The sequence below is a fragment of the Bradyrhizobium sp. SZCCT0148 genome (genome assembly GCF_018129985.1).
GTDB lineage: Bacteria > Pseudomonadota > Alphaproteobacteria > Rhizobiales > Xanthobacteraceae > Bradyrhizobium > Bradyrhizobium japonicum_H.
This window is the reverse complement of record NZ_JAFCKT010000020.1, coordinates 20,454-37,427: the sequence shown is the minus strand read 5'-3', so window position 1 is coordinate 37,427 and position 16,974 is coordinate 20,454. Positions and strand designations below refer to the sequence as shown.

Sequence of the window (16,974 nt, the reverse complement as noted above, 5' to 3'; positions counted from 1 at the left end):
GGAAGTCAGTTTGGACGGTAGCACGTGACAAAAATCTCTTTTGACCCCATGGCCGTGGCGGTGGACTGGCTTGACGCCTACCGTGCCGGCGATATTGACGCGATCATGGAGCTTCATGCCGACGATGCCGTGGTGCACTGCGGTTGCGGCGGCGCCCAAACCATCACCGGCCGCACGGCGCTTCGTGCCTATTGGGTCGACCGCCTCCGGAAATGTCCGGCAGTCACGTTGGACGATCTCAATCCTTCGGAAGATAGAACCGTGATCTCTTACGTCACCAGCACAGGCGTGATGAGCGCGGTTTTGGCGTTTGACGCCGCCGGGAGGATCAAGGTGCTGGACTGCAGTCCTCTGCACTAGGCCCGCGCCGCAGTCTTGGCCGCAGCTGTCCTGCATTGCGGCACGAGGCTTGGAATCGTCAGCCTGGGCCTGAAGTGCCGGTACTAGCCTTCGAAGGCGATCCGCAAGGCGATCACGATCACGGCCGACACGAGACACGAAATCGCCAGCAGCGTCCAATTCGGCCTTGTGCTTTCGCGGACCACGCGCGCGACGAGCATTTTCATGCTCGTCAACATTCGTCGCCGGGAAGGCGGTGCAGATAAGCGACTCCCAAGCTCGCGAGTTCCTGGGCATCACTCTCGCGCTCTTTCCATCTCCTCTGCAGATGTCGTTCAAGCAAGCAGCGCCGGCTGTCGAACGCGTCGACCTCAGGGTGCCGCGCTCGGTACACCGTCCAGGCGGTCTGAGTGGCACGTCTCAAGATGGCATCGTCCACGGCGCTAGCTCTCCGGTCATCAGAGCCAATCGCAGCCAACTCAAGCCACGTCCGAAAGTTTCCACTTTTTCCCGGTTATCATTGTCGCGCCTCGGGTGGCGCTTCGCCTCGCCGCTTACTCGCCCGGGGCGATCGCGTTGCTCGGGGTCGGCCGGTCGGTGATCTGCTGGCCGAACAGGCTGCCGATCAGCTCGACGGCGGTGCGCGCCGTCCGGCCACGTTCGTCGAGGAAGGGATTGAGCTCGACGATGTCGACCGATCCCACCACGCCGGAATCGTGCAACAGCTCCATGATCAGATGCGCCTCGCGATAGGTCGCGCCGCCTGGCACCGTGGTGCCGACTCCAGGCGCCACGCACGGGTCGAGGAAATCGACGTCGAAGCTGACATGCAGCACGCCGTTGCGCGCCTTGACCCGCTCGATCACCCGCCGGGTCAACACTGCGACGCCAAACTCGTCGATCTGGCGCATGTCGACGATCCTGATCCGACGTGAGCGCATCAGTTCCTTTTCAAGCTTGTCGATCGAACGCGCGCCGAACAGATCGAGCCTGTCAGGGTCGATGGATGCGCGGGGGTCGTCACCGAGCAGTCCGTCGAGGCCGGGTTCGCCGCACAAGAACGCGGCCGACATGCCGTGCATGTTGGCGGTGATCGTCGTCTCCGGCGTGTTGTAGTCGGCATGCGCGTCGAGCCAGAGCACGAACAGCTCGCGTCCCCGCGCCTGCCAATGGCGCGCCATGGCATTGACCGATCCCATCGAGAGCGTGTGGTCGCCGCCGAGGAAGATCGGCAACGCGCCGGTTTGCGCGATCTCATGGCCTCGTTGGCTCAGAACGCGCGTCCAGCGCTGGATCTCGCGGTAGTGATTGGCCCTTTCCGGCGGCCTGTCGGTGAGGTCACGGACCTCTGCCACCGAGAGATCGCCGTAGTCGACGACCTCGAAATCCAGGCTTTCCAGCAATGTCGCAAGGCCAGCGGTACGCAGTGCCGCCGGTCCCATCAAGGTGCCGCGCTGCGAAGCTCCCATGTCGATGGGAGCTCCAAGCAAGGCGATGCGCCGGGCTCGATCCGTCGTGGGCTGATCGGTCACGGCTGTCTCCTGACGTCAACTAAGGTCGAGCCAGCCTAACAGAGATTCGCGCCCGTCGTTTCACGGGTGCGCCTTGCCCTGCCAGGAACCAAATCCCGCGCGCTGAATTGCTTAGCCATGGCCGGCACCCGCCGTGAACTACGGCGCCTCTCGCGGATAGCCAAAGGTCGTCAGACCCGCTGTTCAAAACGAGCGCTCGCGCGGATAGCCAAAGGTGCCGGCCTCTATTCTCACCTTGGAGATCGCGCTTGAGCACCGAGATACCGCAGACAGATCACCCACCCGGCATGGCCGAGCGCGCCATCGACACAGCGGCGGACGTTTCCCGCACCATCGGTGAAGTGGCCGGAGGCCTGCATTCGGCAGTCAACCGCCTGACCTCTGCCGTCGAGGACTCGCGCAAACCCGGCGGGACTCTGGCGACAGTCGCATCGATCACGCGCGAAGCGCCGCTGGCCAGCCTGTTTGTGGCTTTCCTGTTCGGAGTCGCGGTCGCCCGGCGCCGATAGGCGGCGACGCCGCCTGGCTCAGGCGGCACTGACCGCGTCGAGTTCCGGCGCCAGGAATGTCTGCTCAAATGCCTGCGCAGGCATCGGGCGGCCGAAGAAATAGCCCTGACCTTCTTCACATCCGAGGCTGACCAGGAAGTCGGCGGTTGCACGATCCTCTATGCCCTCCGCCACGACGGTGAGGCCGAGCTGCCTGCTGAGGCCGATGGTAGAGCCGACGATCGCCGCGTCGTCGGAATTCGACAGCAGGCCGGACACGAACGACCTGTCGATCTTGAGCCCGTCGAGCGGAAACTTCTTCAGATAGCTCAGGCTCGCGTAACCGGTGCCGAAATCGTCGAACAGGATGCGAACGCCGAGTTGCTGAATGCGCTTGAACATATCCAGCACGCGGCCTTCGTCATTGAGCAGGATGTCTTCGGTCACCTCGATTTCGAGCAGCGACGGTGTGAGCCCCGTCGACTCCAGCAATGTCGCAACCGAAAGCGCGAGATCGCCGGAGTGGAGCTGCGACGGCGACAGGTTGATCGCGACGCGCACGCCATTGCCTGCCAGCTCCCAGCCGCGAGCCTGGCGGCAGGCGGTCTCCATCACCCAGTTCGCGATCCGCTCTGACAGCGCCGAGGTGTTGACCACCGGCATGAACTCGCCGGGCGAGACGTAGCCGCGCACGGGATGCTTCCAACGGATCAGCGCTTCGGCGCCGACGAGGCTGCCGTCGACCAGGCGAACCTGGGGCTGGTAGAACAGCTCGAACTCGCCGCGATCCGCGGCGAGCGCCAGTTCGCTCTCCAGCGTCAGCCGGCTTTCCAGCTCCTGCCTGATCGCAGCCTCGAAGATGACATGGCTGCCGCGCCGCGTCATCTTCGTCTTGCTCAGTGCCAGATGAGCATTGCTGAGAAGTTCGTCGGCGCCCTGTCCGCCTTCGCCATAGACCGCGACCCCGATGCTGATCCTGACACGATGCTGGCGCGTTCCCGTCGCGAGCGGCGTTTCGAATGCACGCGCAATCCGCTCGGCGAAATTCACGATCGGCTCACTGCCGTCTGCGGCTTCGCGCGCAATGGCGAATTCATCTCCGCTCAGTCGCGCGACGATCGCGCCATCTCCGGCCTGACTCTCCAGGCGAACGGCAACCGCCTGCAGCACCAGGTCTCCCGCCGAATGCCCCAGCATATCATTGATGCTCTGGAAGCCGTCGAGCCCGATGACGAGCAGCGCGACCTCCCGAGGCTTTCGCTCGGCATTTGCTATCATGCCGACCAGACGGGCATGCAGCGTGTTGCGATTGGCAAGGCCGGTCAGCGCGTCATGTTCGGCAAGATATTTGACGCGTTCGGCTTCACGCTTGCGGACCGAGATGTCGCGCAGGATCGCGCCGTACTGAAAGCCTTCCGTTCCCTGCCAGCCAGAGAAGCTCGCCTCGACGGGGAAGGTTTCACCATTCTTGCGCCGGCCCTCGAATTCGACGACAACCGCGCCGCCCGGAACGAGCAACGCCTGGCGCGCGGCGTCATGCATGGAGGGCCTTGCTTCACCGTTCGCCGGCACGGCGCACAACGTTTCGAACGGACGGCCGATCATCTCTGCCGGGACGTAGCCGAAGATCGCGCTCGCGCCGGGATTCCAGACCGTGATCCGGTGATCCTCGTCGGTGCAGACCAGACCGTCACCAAGCGACATCGCGATGCGGTGAAAGCGGCTCTCGGCGATGCGTCCCAGCAGGCTGCGGAAATCGATTTCGTCCAGCGCAATCGCGGTCAGATAGGCGACGATCGCGATGTGGAACAGCGATGTGTCGATGACCAGGGACCATCTCGCCTGCACGAGGATTGCGACCAGTTCGATGGCCGCCCCGGAGGCGACGAGAATCGCGACGCGAAAGCCCGGTGCGAAGCGACGCCACGAATACAGCATCAGCAGGCAGATCACACCCAGGCCGAGAATCATGCCGATGTCGGACGTCCAGCGCAGCATCCGGCCTTGAAGGATCGATTCCGCGGCCAGCGCCTGGAGGACCGGCCCCGAGACGATCTTTCCGTTGGGGACGCTGAACCGGTCGCCGAGTTCGAGCGCGGTGGCGCCGACGATGATCTTCTTGTCCTTCAGCTTGCCGAGCACGGCAGGATCGCCGCGCAGCACGTCGACATAGGAGATGACGGGAATGGAGGCTGCACGAATGCTGAAATCGATCAGGAAGGGCGGCCGCCGGTTGGCGTCCTGCCCGGCCAGCACGACGGCCATCGACGGCATCAGGGCATCGCCGAGCTTCTCGCCGAACGGATAGCGGCGAACGAGTCCGTCGGGTTCGATTGCGACGTTGACGACCGCCGGCCACGACTGGTTGCCGAACGATTTCAGCGGACGATTGATGTGGGCCGCACCGCCATTCGGCGCCGGCTGCTTGAAGGACGGCAGGATCGTCGAGCCGCCGGCGTCGCGAAGGGCCTGGACGAAGGCTTCGTCCGAGGCCGGGTCCGAGGGTGAGCTGAAATCGACGTCGAAGGCGATATCCCCCGCTCCCGCCGCCTCGAGCTTGCGCAACAGCTCCGCGTGGAGCCGGCGCGGCCAGGGCCACACCCCGATCTGATCGATGGACGGCGCGTCGATAGCCACCACGACGACATTGCCGCTGGCCGCACGCGATTGCGAGCTGAACCGTAGGTCGGTGAGCGCGTTGCGAAGCGCACCATGCCATCCCGTGGACAGCACGATCGCAAGCGCGATCGCGACGAGAATATGCGGCCGGTAGCGTTTCACCCGATCCTCCCGCGTACCCGCTTCTGCAGGTACGTCCCCTCATCCCCTAGGAAATCCCCTCAGCGCCTGCCGTAGGCATGGCCATGGCCGTTGCTGCCGTTGCCGCCGCCGTTGCCATTGCCATTGCCGTTGTTGCCCTTGCCGTTGCCGGTGGCGCCGCTATTGCCATTCCCGTTACCGTTGTTCCCGTTACCGCTGTTGCCGTTGTTACCGTTGTTGTTGCCGTTGTTACCGTTGTTGCCGTTGTTGCCGTTGTTGCCGTTGTTGCCGCCGGAGTTTCCGGGGCTGTCGCTGGATGCACCGGCTGCCGCTGCCGCGATCGCCGCACTGGCAGCCGAGGCGCTGCTGCCGGCGGTTGCCGCGCCACTCGTCGTTGCCGCAGTCTGGACGGAGCTGTTGGAGGCCGGCGTGCTGGATTTGCCGTCGCTCCAGACCGTGTCGGATCCGGCGTTGGCATTGGCGTTGCGCACATGTCCGGGAGCAGCCGCGCCGCGGGCGAGCCCATTGGTGACCTTGTGGACATTCAGCTTGACCTCGCCGAGCGAGCTCGAGATGCGCACGACGCCGGCCTTGCCGACATGAGCTCCGGCCGCCTGATGCGATGCCTTCGGCACGCCGGCCGCCTTGCTCCCCTTGTCGATCGGACCGAGCGCATGGACCGCCTGGCCATTCGCGGCATTGCGCGGCGCCGACAGGCCCGATTTCGGCACGGGCACACGCTCGATCGTCGAGGCGCGCGGCTTGCCCTGCTCGATCGGATTGAACGTGCCTGCGCCGCTCAAGCTGAGACCGGGCTTGCCGTTCTCGAAGACCGTGGCCGCCTGACCCGGCATGACCTGGGCGATCTGTCCCGTCTTGAAGTCGGAGACTTCGACCTGGCCGCGGAGCACGCCGACCTTGGTGCTGCCGGCGCCCACCGTGACGCTGAACTGCGTTCCCTTCACCACGGCGGCGAGATAGGGCGTCTCGACCTCGAAATGCTTGACGTTGCGCTTCTCGACCTCGAGCAGGATCGATCCCGCCCGCTGGATGATGGTGGTCGAAAGCCCGTCCTTCTTCTCGGCCGGCAGGCCGACCACGGAGTTGGGCGAGATCAGGATGGTCTCCTCGCCGCGGACCAGCAGCACCCGGCCATTACGCCCGGTGCGGATGGTATTGCCGGGGTTGAGCGTCGCATCCTGGTTCAGCGACACCTGTTGGGCGCCGTCGGTCGCGACCCAGACCTCGCCGGTCGCCTTGCTGACCGACCAGACGCCGTCCTCGGCGGCAAACGCCCCGCAAGCCGTTCCCAGGCTCAGCGCCACCACGACGGCACATCGCATTCCAATTCTGCCAAGCATTGACGATCCTCAGTCCGCGTTACAGCCGGATCCGAGAAGTATCCGAAACCAATCAAGAGAGGATTAGCGGGAAGCGACCAGGCCGGGCGCCGCCTTAACCAATCATTGACCATAAAAAACTATGAAAAATCATGCGGCTAACGAAGCCTTACCATTCCAGCAGAGAATCTCCGTTAAACTACGGGGACAAATCTGCTGCGCGGGCTGAGAAGCGGCATCTCCTTACCGCACTGGTGGTGATCGCACCGATTTTCGCGGGAATTCCGCAGGCCCTCGCCCAACAGGCGAACCAGCCGGGCTTCGATCCCCGCCAGCCCGAAAAATATTTTGATAACCAAACCGAGCGGGAATCGCTGACCCAGCCTTCGGTTCAGCTTCCAAGCGTCGGACGGCCGAACACCGGCGGGGATACCAAGCCGCAATTCGTGCTGCGCGGCATCAACGTCAGCGGCGCCCACGCCGTCGCCCCGGATCGCATCGCCGCGGTGTATCAGCCCTATCTCGGCAAGAAGGTTTCGCAGGCGGATCTCGCTGCGATCGCCGGCGCAATCAGCGAGCTCTACCGCGCCGACGGATTCCATCTCAGCCGAGCCATCGTGCCGCCGCAGGACATTGCCGATGGCCGCGTCCGAATCCAGGTGATTGAAGGCGCCATCGTGCAGGCTGAGCTGAAAGGCGACGGCGCCGAGCAGTTTGGCGTCAGACCGATGCTCGGGCCGATTCTGGCCGAGCAGCCGTCTCGCCTGCCGACACTCGAACGTCAGCTCTTCCTGATCAACGGCAGGCCGGGCGTCCGGATCACCGATACCGCGCTGGAGGAGATCGGTGGCGCGACCGGCCGCTTCCGCCTCATCATCTTTTTGAAGACCTGGCACGTCTTCTCCTCGTTCGGGCTGGACAATCTCGGATCGTCGTCGGTCGGACCCTGGCAGACCTACGCAACCGGCGCCTTCAACTCCTATCTCACGCCCGGCGACACGCTGGCGGTCAACCTGTCAACCATCGCCAACGACCCACGCCAGCTCGGTTTTGCGCGGCTGTCCTACGACACGCCGGTCGGCGTCGACGGTCTGCGCCTCGGTGGGTCGGTGCTGTACAGCGCGGTCCGGCCAGGCGATGCCCGCCGCCTCGACAGCGACATCACCACGACAGAGGCGTTCGAGCTGCGGGCCAGCATCGTCCCGCTTCAGTCGCAATCGTCCACGCTCACGCTGACTGCGGCGACGACCTTCAGCAACGTGTCCGAGCACGACCTTTACGGTCCCTGGTACAACGACCATATCAGGACCGCGAGTCTGACCGCCGACTACCGGCTGCAGGATCGCTTCGGCGGCACCAACCTTGCGACACTGACCTACCGCCACGGCCTCGACATCTTCGGCGCCTCGCATTTCGACGACGCGCTGTTGTCGCGCGACGGCGCATCCGCGAACTTCGCGGTACTGAACCTCTGGTTCACGCGCTACCAGACGCTCAGCGATGCCTGGTCGCTCAAGTTCTCTGCGGCGAGCCAGACGGCATCGCGGCCGCTGTTCACCTCGCAGCAATTCTATCTCGGCGGCGCGGCCTTCGGCCGTGGCTATGGTGCGGCCGAGATCAGCGGCGACAACGGCCTTGCCGGCTCGCTCGAAGTGCGCTTCGACCAGAAGCTCAATTTCCGCTACTGGACCGGCTATCAGCTCTACGCCTTCGGCGACGCCGGCGCCGTCTGGAACGACGGCTACCGCCTCAGCGACGGTCTCTCGCTGACCTCGGCCGGAGCCGGCGTGCGCTTCTTCCTGCCGGATGATTTCCAGGTCGATCTCGGCGTGGCCGTGCCTCTGAGCTACCGGGCGCCGGACAACCAGCGGCGCAGCCCGCGCTTCCTGTTCACCCTGTCGAGCGCATTCCGGCTCTGCCCCGAACGCGGCAAGTCCGGCTGTCTCTAGTGGCTTGTGGTTCGCGCGGGCTCGACACGCGGCCCTTTTGCGGCCTTGCTCACAGACTTGCCTAAATTTAATCCGGCAACCTGCTCACGGTCACTCGATCCGGGAGTTACCAATGGCCATGTTCAGCGTAACGTGATCTGAGACGAGACGAATGAAGCGGGTGTTTGCAGTCCTGGCGTTTCTTTGCGTCCTCGGCGTCGGACAATATTTCGTCGTCAGCCGGTTCGCGATCCGCCACGAACCTTTGGCCCTCTATGACGCTGCTCGGCAACGGCCGATCTCGGTCGAGCTGGCGGTACGGCGCGATTACGAGACCAAGGCCAATCTCGGCCTCTGGAAACTCCCGCTCGCCATCATCAGCAACGGCAACACCGTCAAGGCCACCGAATATTCCTTCCTCGCCAACGTGCTCGCCGCGCGGGGTTATCTGGTTGCCAGCATTCAACAGGACCTGCCGAGCGATCCGCCCTTGATGACCCATGTCGGTCAGCCATATGTCGGCCGGCGCGAGGTCTATATCCGCTGCGAAGCCAACATTCTTTTCGTGCTGGGCCAGCTGAAGAGGCAGCAGGAGAACGTCGATTACGACCACGTCACCCTCGTCGGCCATTCCAACGGCGGCGACGTCTCCATGTATGTGGCTCACCAGCACCCGGAGCTGGTGTCGAAGGTGATCACGCTCGACAATCTGCGGGTGCCTTTCGTGCTCAGCGACGGGATGAAGATCCTGTCCTTCCGGTCGAAGGACCCGCATTTCGTGACCGATCCCGGCGTGCTGCCGACACCGGAAGAGGCCAAGGCGCGCGGTATCGATATCGTCAATACCGGCGCGCAACACACGGAAATGAGCGATCGTGGGCCCAACGCGGTCAAGGAGAAGATCCAGGAGACGCTCGACCGCTTCCTGCGGGACAGCGCCAGCAGCGCGCTCGCGCCGGCCGATACGAAAAGCCCGATGATCATGAATCCAGGCGACTATTAACCAGAAATGCTTGCGGCAGATCAACGCGGCTCAGAGGCGCCAGGATAAAAGGGCATTCTGGCCTCGGAGAGCTAGCGTGCCGAACTATATCGACAGTCTTGAACCGAAAGGTCTCGATACGAGAAGTCTCGTTACGGACAATCTCGAGTTAGGAAGCATTGGCCTGCCCGCGGCGAGAATGCTGGCATTCGCTCGATATCTCTTCCGTTCGGCCCGCAAGCTGCTGCGCTCGATCATCGCCCGCATTGATCTCTCGCAATTTCCGGGATCGTGCTGCGGATAGCATGGCGGCGGTCGTCAACGATTCATGAAAGTTGCCCGATGCGCCAGCATTTGAGACGAATTTGCCTGTTGCTAGCCGCAACTTCGAGCTTCGGCACGTCGTCCGCTCTCGCAGCCGATGCCGATCACGGTGCCGACCTCGCCAAGCGCTGGTGCGCCAGCTGCCATATCGTCACGAACGGCCAGACCCAGGCGAGCGCCGACGTCCCCTCCTTTGTCTCCGTTGCGCGCAGACCGGACTTCAGTACGGAAAGGCTCGCCTTCTTCCTGCTCGATCCGCACCCCAAGATGCCGAATTTCCCGCTCAGCCGAACCGAGGCCGGCGACATCGCGGCCTACATCGCATCGCTGCGCTAAAGCGAAACATCTTGGATTGAATCGATTGCTGCGGCTCGTCCACTCCTCCCGCTCGCGGAAGAGGGAGCGCATCTCCGTCATGACAGCGACGGGGCTCATCTCATTGCGAGCAGAGCACGACGCCTGCCACAAATGCAAATCCCTGCCGGCGGTCCGACAGGGATCGGCAGAACGGATGACGGACGGCAGACGAGGCCGTTCCGGGGCCCGTCATCGACCTTGGGACGCACGCAGAGAATTAGGATTTTCCCTTGCCCGGCTGCATGAGGCTGCCGGTCATCTGGCGCATGTGATCTCCGGCGCTGGTGAACTGGCTGCGCAGGAAGTCGGACTGGATTCGCATCGCTTCCTGGAGGTCGGTGGCATGAACCAGCTTGCGCGCATGCTCGAAGGCCGACTTCATGTTTTGCTCGGTGAAAACCAGCGCCTGCTTCGACACCTCCGTCCCAGCTCCCGGAACAGACGACATCGATTTGGTGGCGGCTTCGAAAAACATGCCGAATGCCTTTTCGGCCTGATCAATTGTCTTCTCGGCCAGGTCGCGCAGTTCGGCCGGAACTTCGATCTTCGGTTCGATCATGGTCGCACTCCCTTCGTTTCCCAATTGAATACCACACTTGCCGGATCGCCATCCAGCGGCCAGGCTCGGGGACACCAGGCTTGGGGAACGTCGCCGGGGGTCCGGCTTCGGCGCGGACAACGAACGGGAAAATGAAAGTAGAGGCGTAAGGCCGGCGCGCGGCCGGCTCAGGACAAGGGATGCTCGGGAAGAGCCTCTTCGGTGGCGAGGTCTTCGACCAGCTTGATGACCTCGAAACGCTGTCGCGGCGCGAGCTTCAGAAACGCGCGGAGCAAGCGCAGGCTTTCGACCGTGCCGCTCGCGGGCGCACCGACCTTGAGGTGCAGTTCAGCCGCGAAATCGAGGTTTTTCATCTCGCACCTATTCACAAGCATCGGCTTCGTGAGTCACTCAAAAACCGAACGCCATCGTGATAACGGGACGCGCCATGACGGGACCCGTGGCGACGAACCCCTGGCCGAGTGCGCCGCGGGTTGGCACGCCGAGTGACATGTCCAAACGCCCAGCTTAACCAGAGGGTTGCAATTATGACAAGTAACAACCCCTCCGGCAAGCGCGACAATGACTGTAGCGATGCTTCGTCTGCATCACACCACGGCAATTCCGGATAACAGGTATATCAACCGCCGTCACCCACCTGCGTCAAGAAGCGGCATCAATCACACACTCGGCTCGGATCGCGTCAATCTGGGCAAACGTTTCTGATTGTTTCCAACATGAACGGACATTGGCGACGAGTTTGGCGCTTCTCCAGCGTCTACACGCCATTGTTGAGTCTCGCCTCAGCGGTTGTACAGCACGAAATGAGACCGATCCGGCAGCCGATTTAAAGCGTCCCGCCCCCGGCGCGGCTGTCGCCCCGGGAATTCATGCGGTCCCGACATGTCTCCGCCCGTGAACCGTTGTTCGTGACGGAACGACCAAGGCCATGTGACACGGCCACGCAGACAAACGGGCGCCATGGCTGAAAACTCTTCGATTCGGGCGCGCCTCAGCACCAAAGGACGACGGCATGCTTTCTCGCTGCGATCTCATCAAGGGCGCCGCGGTCGCGCTTTTTACCCTCTCGATACAAGGCGCATGGGCCCAGGAAACCAAGATGAACCTGTTCAAGATCGTCACCATCAAGGACGAAATCGTCGTCGGATTGTCGGCGGAGGAGCTTCAGGCGCTCGGCGGCAATGATGCGAGCGCGGTTGCGCACGCGCTGGCGCAGAAGGGTGATCTCACGGTCTGGCAATATAACGTGCATCGCGGCCCGAACGGTGAGTTGCAGCAGGCGCCGACCGCCAAGATCGGGCTTTTGGCCAACGCCTCGCTCCGCGTCGAGCCCTATACGACGCCTTACCAGATTGTGCCGCATCCGTGAGCGGCAGACTGGCACGCCCGCGGCCAAGGCCGCAGGCGTGCCGTGTCATCTGCGCCGCCCTGCGTGCCGTGTGCCTGTTTCCGTCGCAAGACCGTAGATCAGCGCCAGCCGGTCCAGGCACTCGCGAAAGCGTCGCGCGAAATAGTCGTTCCAGCGCTGCGTACGGACGGCACGACGCTGTCCGATCTGATCCATGGTCAGGCCCAGCACCAGCACGTCGTGCACCAGCGCCGCGCCATCGGTCCCGAGTTCGCGCTCGATCCGGTTCAGTCGCAGCACCGCCTGGCGCTGGCTCTCGGTGACCGGCTCGCGCGTGCGCGCGCCATCGACATATTCGTGGGTCGGGTCCATCGCCTGGGGGCCACGCTCCGCTCTCTCCCAATCGTTCTGGAAGGCGCGCCCGCCGAGGTATTGCGCCTCATCGATCTGGTGGTGTGCGTGCAGCCGTCCCAGCGGATCGCCACGGATCGACCGGATCGCCACGATCTTCTCGCCAGCATCAAGCGCCAGCGGATTGTCGATCTCGACCTCCGCCACTTCGGCATTGAACGGCACGTCGCGGGACCGCCGGTCGTAGATTTGCGCCAATTTGTAGGACTTATTGCGTCTGACACGAGCCACTTGGATACTCCTTTCGAAATTGACCGTGGAAGGCTGAGAGTTCAGGCCGCGACGACCAGCTTCAGCACGACGGGACCTGGGACACGGGCGGACGTCGCCCCGGAGCGACGCGTCAGGCCCGCATGCGGCGCGCAATAGCTGGAGCCCGGCTGGCGTGGATGGCCGCAGAAGGTGATGTCTTCCCCCTCCTTGGCGCCGCCATAGGGATAGCGGCAGTCGGCCGGCTCGAGTTCGACCAGTTGGATCAAGCGCGGCTGAACGCCGACGCAGCGCAGCTTCAGCGGCGCCGCGGGTTTCATTGCGGACTTCGGCGGCAAGTTCAGGTTCGGTAGCACCGCGCGGCGCGGCGAAACCGGCGCCTCACCCGGCAAATATGGCGCGACCGATGGGCTCGCGATCCATTGCGGAATGACGAGGCCGAGCCGCTTGGCGCGCCCGATCACCGCATTGCGCGTGTAAGCCGTTCCAAACCTTGCGTTAATCTGCCTTGCGACCTCCGCGTAAGACATGCCTTTGAGAAAATAGTCGCGAAGCGCGTCGGAGTGCTCCGACGGCCAATGGCCCGGTTCCATGCTGCTGTCCTGTGATGCGCCCCTGCGATCGCACGACCGCGGGCGAAACAGACATTCCGGTATTCCGAATCCAAAGTCAAGCGACAATTCTGATATTCATAATTGCAATAATTCCGAATTTCGGATTACAAGAGCGGGCGTTGGGTAATCGAGGGAATCACCATGTTGGACGTTGCAATGATCGAGCGGGGCCTGGAGAAGACGGGCAAGAGCAAGGGCGGCCTCGCGGCGGCCATGGGCGTGCGGCCCGGCGCGGTCTCGGAGATCCTGGGCGGCGAACGTCTGGTAAAGGCCTCGGAAATCGTTCCGATCATGGAATATCTCGAGCTCAATCTCGCGCCGATCATGGGCCGTGTCGGCGCCGGCGCCATGATCGAGCCGGATTACGAGCAGGTCCCCCCGGAAGGTCTCGGCGACATCACGCTGCCTTTCCCGATCATGGAAGAGACCGTCGCCTTCGAGATCGTCGGTGATTCGATGCTGCCCAAATACGAGAGCGGCGACGTGATCGTAGTCTACAAGGACCAGCGCCATCCACTGTCCTCCTTCTACGGCGAAGAGGCCGTGGTCCGGCTCAAGACCGGCGAACGCTATTTGAAGACGATCGAGCGGGGAAAAAGCCCCTCCGTCGTCAATCTCACCAGCTTCAATGCCAAGCCGATCGTCGGCGTGAAGCTCGAGTGGGTGGGTGAGATCTGCCTGTCCATGCCAAAGGGCCAGCTCGAGCGGCTGCGCGCCAAATCGGCGCGCCCGCGCAAGAAGGGCAAGTAACGCTTCGCAAGGCCAAAACTTCGCCTTTTTCGAACCGACGCTTGACTTTCTTCTGTTTTTCGTAAATAATCTGCCGCGTCCCGCCACGGGAGCGCGGCAGAGTCGTTTGATGCAGTATTTCGTCGTGATGATCGACTATGGACGGCGGGGCCGCGAGGCGGTCGTCGACCCTGAAATCACGAGGCGCGAGGTCATCTCCCGCATCGCCTCGGGCGAATACCGCAATGTCTCGTTTATCCACGAGATCGCCGGAAGTTCGGTCGAAGACGTCACCGAGGCCATCCTGACCGAGGCCGCCCTGCCCCAGATCCCGCCCGAGGATATCGACCTGCAGGCAATCCACCTCGATCACGCCCGCGATCTGTGCAAACACGAACGGACGTGACGCAAGCCCGGAGTTCCGCTCCGATGGAATCGAAACGGAACTCCGGATTTTTTTGACGCGTTTGCTTTACGCAATCCGGTAGCCACTTCGGTCGAAAAACCTCTGGCGAGCCTGCCTCACCCTCGCACGGACATCACACCAGAAGGACAGTCGATCCCGTCGTCTTGCGTGCGGCGAGATCGGCATGCGCCTTGGCAGCGTCCTTCAACGGATAGGTTTGGTGCACCTCGATCTTGACCGCGCCGGACTTGACGACGTCGAACAGCTCGTTCGCCATCGCGACCAGGTTTTCGCGCTTGGCGGCGTAGGTGAACAGCGTTGGCCGGGTGACGTAGAGCGAGCCCTTCTGCGCAAGCAGGCCGAGATTGAGCGGCTCGACCGCGCCGGAGGATTGGCCGAACAACGCGGCAACGCCGAGCGGAGCGAGGCAATCCAGCGATTTCAGGAAGGTGTCTTTGCCGACGGAATCATAGACCACGGGGACCTTCTTGCCGCCGGTGATCTCGTCCACCCGCTTCGCGAAATCCTCGCGGGTGTAGATGACGACATGGTCGCAGCCGTGCGCCTTGGCAAGTTTGGCCTTCTCGTCGTTACTGACGGTGCCGATCACGGTCGCGCCGAGGTGCTTGGCCCACTGGCTCAGGATCAGGCCGACGCCGCCCGCCGCGGCATGCAGCAGGATGGTATCGCCGGCCTTCACCCGATAGGTCTGCCGGATCAGATATTGCGTGGTGAGACCCTTCAGCATCATCGCCGCAGCGGTCTTGTCGTCGACACCGTCAGGCAGCTTGAGCAGGCGGTCAGCTGGGATCAGCCGTGCCTCGGAATAGGCGCCGAGCGGCGAGGCGCCATAAGCGACACGATCGCCCGGCTTCAGATCGGTGACATCAGGCCCAACTTCCTCGACGATCCCGGCCGCCTCGCTGCCGAGCCCGCTCGGCAGTTGGGCCGGATACAGGCCGGAGCGGTTGTAGATGTCGACGAAGTTGAGCCCGACGGCGGTGTGGCGGATGCGTGCCTCGCCCGGTCCGGGCTTGCCGACGCTGACCTCCTCCCAGACCAGGACTTCCGGACCACCGGTCTTGTGAAAACGAATGGCATGCGTCATGGGCATTGCTCCCTTATCGTTGGTTGAGGATCCGAAAAACCGGATTGGCCGCAGAATAGGCATTTGGTCCGCCCGTCACAGTACAGACACGTAACAAGAATGTCACAGCGCGCGACAAACGTCTTCCGTTCCATCTCCGTTCGAAAGAGTTGATGACGCGCCTGGAGCGAGCGGCAGTAGCTTCTGCGCGGGGTTTGGTTGTCGCCTGCAAAGGAGAACCGAGATGCCAGCTTATGTACAGCATCATCAGGATATCGAGATCGCCCCTGTGAACTGCCCGACATGCATGGGGTTCCTGCCGATGTATGTGCGCGAGGTCGAACCGCATTGGAGCCTCGCCAAGATCGACTTCGTCTATGAATGCGCCGATTGCGGCGCCGAGGTCAGGCAGACGATCCGCAAGCCGGAGCTGCTGCGGCACTGATCCTGCGAACGGCGGGCCGCGGAAATATCAGCGCAGAGACGTATTTGCGTCGAACGGAAAAAGCGCTGCCCGCGCGGGTCTGATGCCTCCCAAACGAGGCTTGTTCTTTGCCGGGAACGCAGGCAGAACAACCTCAAACAAGACCTTTGGGAGCGCCCTTTCGTGGCTGATCAGAAGGCCTCGACCTCGATCGAGGCAGTGCAGAGCGGGCTTGCCGCGCAGGGCTATATCGCGAGCCGGCAGATCGCGACCGCCGTTTATCTCTCGCAGCAGATCGAGAAGCCGATCCTGGTCGAGGGCCCAGCGGGCGTCGGCAAGACCGAGCTTGCCAAGGCGATCGCCGCCTGGCGCGGGATGAAGATGATCCGCCTGCAATGCTACGAAGGCCTCGATGAGGCCAAGGCGCTCTATGAGTGGAAATACGCCAAGCAGCTTCTCTATACGCAGATCCTCAAGGACAAGCTCGGCGAAGTCCTGGGCGGCGCGCAGACGCTGCATGCCGCGCTCGCCCAGCTCCACGATTTCGGCGACGTGTTCTTCTCCAAGGAATTCGTCGAGCCGCGCCCCCTGCTGCAGGCGCTGGAGCAGCCGGGCGGTTGCGTGCTGCTGATCGACGAGATCGACAAGTCGGACGCCGAATTCGAATCGCTGCTGCTGGAGATCCTGTCCGATTTCCAGGTCACGATCCCCGAACTCGGCACCGTCTCCGCAATCACGCCGCCGACGGTAATCCTCACCTCCAACAGCGAGCGCGATCTCGGCGATGCCCTGAAGCGACGCTGCCTGCATCTGCATATCGGCTTCCCCGAGCAGCGGCTCGAAGAGCGCATCGTCGAGAGCCGGGTGCCCGGCATCTCGCAGGCCCTGCGCCGGCAGATGGTCGGCTTTATCCACGAGATCCGCTCGCTGGATCTGAAAAAGCTGCCCTCGGTCAGCGAGACCATCGATTGGGCACGCGTTTTGGTGCTGCTCCAGGCCACGGAGCTCGACACCGAGATAGTCAAGGACACGCTCAACGTGCTTCTGAAATACGAAGCCGACATCGAGGCCGCATCGCCGCAGGTGACGACCTTCATCGCCAAGGCAGCCCGGTCGAACGTCTTCGGTTGACGCCG

The 16,974-nt window shown here is 63.1% G+C and carries 20 protein-coding genes; 11 read left to right on the top strand and 9 right to left on the bottom strand.

Going from position 1 to position 16,974, the window contains the following annotated elements:
- Positions 1 to 48: 48 nt before the first annotated feature.
- Positions 49 to 360: a nuclear transport factor 2 family protein gene (locus JQ580_RS31275; RefSeq protein WP_249134575.1), complete on the top strand. Its 312-nt coding sequence runs from the start codon at positions 49 to 51 to the stop codon at positions 358 to 360.
- A gap of 83 nt (positions 361 to 443) precedes the next feature.
- On the opposite strand, the gene JQ580_RS34180 is transcribed toward JQ580_RS31275, so the two are convergent.
- Positions 444 to 566 carry a hypothetical protein gene (locus JQ580_RS34180; protein ID WP_283814015.1) on the bottom strand — a complete coding sequence of 41 codons (123 nt, stop codon included), beginning with the start codon at positions 564 to 566 and terminating at the stop codon, positions 444 to 446.
- A gap of 327 nt (positions 567 to 893) precedes the next feature.
- A complete protein-coding gene (rocF, locus tag JQ580_RS31270) occupies positions 894 to 1,871 on the bottom strand; it encodes an arginase (RefSeq protein WP_212284819.1) in 978 nt (325 codons plus the stop codon).
- 248 nt (positions 1,872 to 2,119) lie between these two features.
- On the opposite strand from rocF, the gene JQ580_RS31265 reads away from it, so the two are divergent.
- Positions 2,120 to 2,380 (top strand): hypothetical protein, encoded by a 261-nt coding sequence (locus JQ580_RS31265; RefSeq protein ID WP_212284817.1) that lies wholly within the window; start codon positions 2,120 to 2,122, stop codon positions 2,378 to 2,380.
- 18 nt (positions 2,381 to 2,398) lie between these two features.
- Here the strand turns inward: JQ580_RS31265 and JQ580_RS31260 are convergent, their stop codons facing one another.
- Together JQ580_RS31260 and JQ580_RS31255 are read right to left on the bottom strand one after the other, a co-directional pair.
- Positions 2,399 to 5,140, bottom strand: coding sequence for an EAL domain-containing protein (locus tag JQ580_RS31260; protein WP_212284815.1), 2,742 nt, complete (start codon positions 5,138 to 5,140; stop codon positions 2,399 to 2,401).
- Between the two features lie 59 nt (positions 5,141 to 5,199).
- On the bottom strand, positions 5,200 to 6,480 hold the full coding sequence (locus JQ580_RS31255) for a FecR family protein (protein WP_212284813.1): 1,281 nt from the start codon (positions 6,478 to 6,480) through the stop codon (positions 5,200 to 5,202).
- A 131-nt stretch (positions 6,481 to 6,611) separates the two neighbouring features.
- Here JQ580_RS31255 and JQ580_RS31250 point away from each other — a divergent pair, with 131 nt between their 5' ends.
- The 4 genes from JQ580_RS31250 to JQ580_RS31235 all read left to right on the top strand — a co-directional run bounded on the left by JQ580_RS31250 (position 6,612) and on the right by JQ580_RS31235 (position 10,029).
- Positions 6,612 to 8,408: a ShlB/FhaC/HecB family hemolysin secretion/activation protein gene (locus JQ580_RS31250; RefSeq protein WP_212284811.1), complete on the top strand. Its 1,797-nt coding sequence runs from the start codon at positions 6,612 to 6,614 to the stop codon at positions 8,406 to 8,408.
- Positions 8,409 to 8,559: 151 nt separating this feature from the next.
- Positions 8,560 to 9,390, top strand: a complete 831-nt coding sequence (locus JQ580_RS31245; protein ID WP_212284809.1) for an alpha/beta fold hydrolase — start codon at positions 8,560 to 8,562, stop codon at positions 9,388 to 9,390.
- 76 nt (positions 9,391 to 9,466) lie between these two features.
- Positions 9,467 to 9,673 (top strand): hypothetical protein, encoded by a 207-nt coding sequence (locus JQ580_RS31240; RefSeq protein WP_212284807.1) that lies wholly within the window; start codon positions 9,467 to 9,469, stop codon positions 9,671 to 9,673.
- A gap of 38 nt (positions 9,674 to 9,711) precedes the next feature.
- Positions 9,712 to 10,029 carry a c-type cytochrome gene (locus tag JQ580_RS31235; protein WP_212284805.1) on the top strand — a complete coding sequence of 106 codons (318 nt, stop codon included), beginning with the start codon at positions 9,712 to 9,714 and terminating at the stop codon, positions 10,027 to 10,029.
- Between the two features lie 238 nt (positions 10,030 to 10,267).
- On the opposite strand, the gene JQ580_RS31230 is transcribed toward JQ580_RS31235, so the two are convergent.
- Positions 10,268 to 10,609 (bottom strand): phasin, encoded by a 342-nt coding sequence (locus JQ580_RS31230; RefSeq protein WP_212284803.1) that lies wholly within the window; start codon positions 10,607 to 10,609, stop codon positions 10,268 to 10,270.
- 167 nt (positions 10,610 to 10,776) lie between these two features.
- The gene (locus tag JQ580_RS31225) at positions 10,777 to 10,962 is read right to left on the bottom strand and encodes a hypothetical protein (protein ID WP_212284801.1); all 186 of its coding nucleotides are present in this window, start codon (positions 10,960 to 10,962) and stop codon (positions 10,777 to 10,779) included.
- Positions 10,963 to 11,621: 659 nt separating this feature from the next.
- Between JQ580_RS31225 and JQ580_RS31220 the strand changes: the two genes are divergently transcribed.
- Entirely contained in the window at positions 11,622 to 11,978 is a 357-nt protein-coding gene (locus JQ580_RS31220) for a hypothetical protein (protein ID WP_212284799.1), read from the top strand.
- A gap of 45 nt (positions 11,979 to 12,023) precedes the next feature.
- Here JQ580_RS31220 and JQ580_RS31215 read toward each other — a convergent pair whose 3' ends face one another.
- A complete protein-coding gene (locus tag JQ580_RS31215; protein ID WP_212284797.1) occupies positions 12,024 to 12,599 on the bottom strand; it encodes a hypothetical protein in 576 nt (191 codons plus the stop codon).
- Between the two features lie 41 nt (positions 12,600 to 12,640).
- Positions 12,641 to 13,171 carry a GcrA family cell cycle regulator gene (locus JQ580_RS31210; RefSeq protein ID WP_212284796.1) on the bottom strand — a complete coding sequence of 177 codons (531 nt, stop codon included), beginning with the start codon at positions 13,169 to 13,171 and terminating at the stop codon, positions 12,641 to 12,643.
- A gap of 162 nt (positions 13,172 to 13,333) precedes the next feature.
- Between JQ580_RS31210 and JQ580_RS31205 the strand changes: the two genes are divergently transcribed.
- Together JQ580_RS31205 and JQ580_RS31200 are read left to right on the top strand one after the other, a co-directional pair.
- Complete coding sequence (locus JQ580_RS31205) at positions 13,334 to 13,942, top strand: S24 family peptidase (RefSeq protein WP_212284794.1); 609 nt, start codon at positions 13,334 to 13,336, stop codon at positions 13,940 to 13,942.
- 109 nt (positions 13,943 to 14,051) lie between these two features.
- The gene (locus JQ580_RS31200; RefSeq protein WP_212284792.1) at positions 14,052 to 14,327 is read left to right on the top strand and encodes a hypothetical protein; all 276 of its coding nucleotides are present in this window, start codon (positions 14,052 to 14,054) and stop codon (positions 14,325 to 14,327) included.
- 133 nt (positions 14,328 to 14,460) lie between these two features.
- On the opposite strand, the gene JQ580_RS31195 is transcribed toward JQ580_RS31200, so the two are convergent.
- Positions 14,461 to 15,435, bottom strand: coding sequence for a quinone oxidoreductase family protein (locus JQ580_RS31195; RefSeq protein WP_212284790.1), 975 nt, complete (start codon positions 15,433 to 15,435; stop codon positions 14,461 to 14,463).
- Positions 15,436 to 15,658: 223 nt separating this feature from the next.
- On the opposite strand from JQ580_RS31195, the gene JQ580_RS31190 reads away from it, so the two are divergent.
- Together JQ580_RS31190 and JQ580_RS31185 are read left to right on the top strand one after the other, a co-directional pair.
- A complete protein-coding gene (locus JQ580_RS31190) occupies positions 15,659 to 15,859 on the top strand; it encodes a hypothetical protein (protein WP_018319162.1) in 201 nt (66 codons plus the stop codon).
- A 162-nt stretch (positions 15,860 to 16,021) separates the two neighbouring features.
- Positions 16,022 to 16,969 carry an AAA family ATPase gene (locus JQ580_RS31185; RefSeq protein WP_212284788.1) on the top strand — a complete coding sequence of 316 codons (948 nt, stop codon included), beginning with the start codon at positions 16,022 to 16,024 and terminating at the stop codon, positions 16,967 to 16,969.
- Positions 16,970 to 16,974: the final 5 nt, after the last annotated feature.

Bases quoted from the DNA above. Each gene is read 5' to 3' on its own strand.
- JQ580_RS31275 (WP_249134575.1), top strand. From the start codon at position 49: ATGGCCGTGGCGGTGGACTGGCTTGACGCCTACCGTGCCGGCGATATT.
- JQ580_RS34180 (WP_283814015.1), bottom strand. From the start codon at position 566: ATGAAAATGCTCGTCGCGCGCGTGGTCCGCGAAAGCACAAGGCCGAAT.
- JQ580_RS31255 (WP_212284813.1), bottom strand. From the start codon at position 6,480: ATGCTTGGCAGAATTGGAATGCGATGTGCCGTCGTGGTGGCGCTGAGC.
- JQ580_RS31250 (WP_212284811.1), top strand. From the start codon at position 6,612: ATGCGGCTAACGAAGCCTTACCATTCCAGCAGAGAATCTCCGTTAAAC.
- JQ580_RS31245 (WP_212284809.1), top strand. From the start codon at position 8,560: ATGAAGCGGGTGTTTGCAGTCCTGGCGTTTCTTTGCGTCCTCGGCGTC.
- JQ580_RS31235 (WP_212284805.1), top strand. From the start codon at position 9,712: ATGCGCCAGCATTTGAGACGAATTTGCCTGTTGCTAGCCGCAACTTCG.
- JQ580_RS31230 (WP_212284803.1), bottom strand. From the start codon at position 10,609: ATGATCGAACCGAAGATCGAAGTTCCGGCCGAACTGCGCGACCTGGCC.
- JQ580_RS31225 (WP_212284801.1), bottom strand. From the start codon at position 10,962: ATGAAAAACCTCGATTTCGCGGCTGAACTGCACCTCAAGGTCGGTGCG.
- JQ580_RS31220 (WP_212284799.1), top strand. From the start codon at position 11,622: ATGCTTTCTCGCTGCGATCTCATCAAGGGCGCCGCGGTCGCGCTTTTT.
- JQ580_RS31210 (WP_212284796.1), bottom strand. From the start codon at position 13,171: ATGGAACCGGGCCATTGGCCGTCGGAGCACTCCGACGCGCTTCGCGAC.
- JQ580_RS31205 (WP_212284794.1), top strand. From the start codon at position 13,334: ATGTTGGACGTTGCAATGATCGAGCGGGGCCTGGAGAAGACGGGCAAG.
- JQ580_RS31200 (WP_212284792.1), top strand. From the start codon at position 14,052: ATGCAGTATTTCGTCGTGATGATCGACTATGGACGGCGGGGCCGCGAG.
- JQ580_RS31195 (WP_212284790.1), bottom strand. From the start codon at position 15,435: ATGACGCATGCCATTCGTTTTCACAAGACCGGTGGTCCGGAAGTCCTG.
- JQ580_RS31190 (WP_018319162.1), top strand. From the start codon at position 15,659: ATGCCAGCTTATGTACAGCATCATCAGGATATCGAGATCGCCCCTGTG.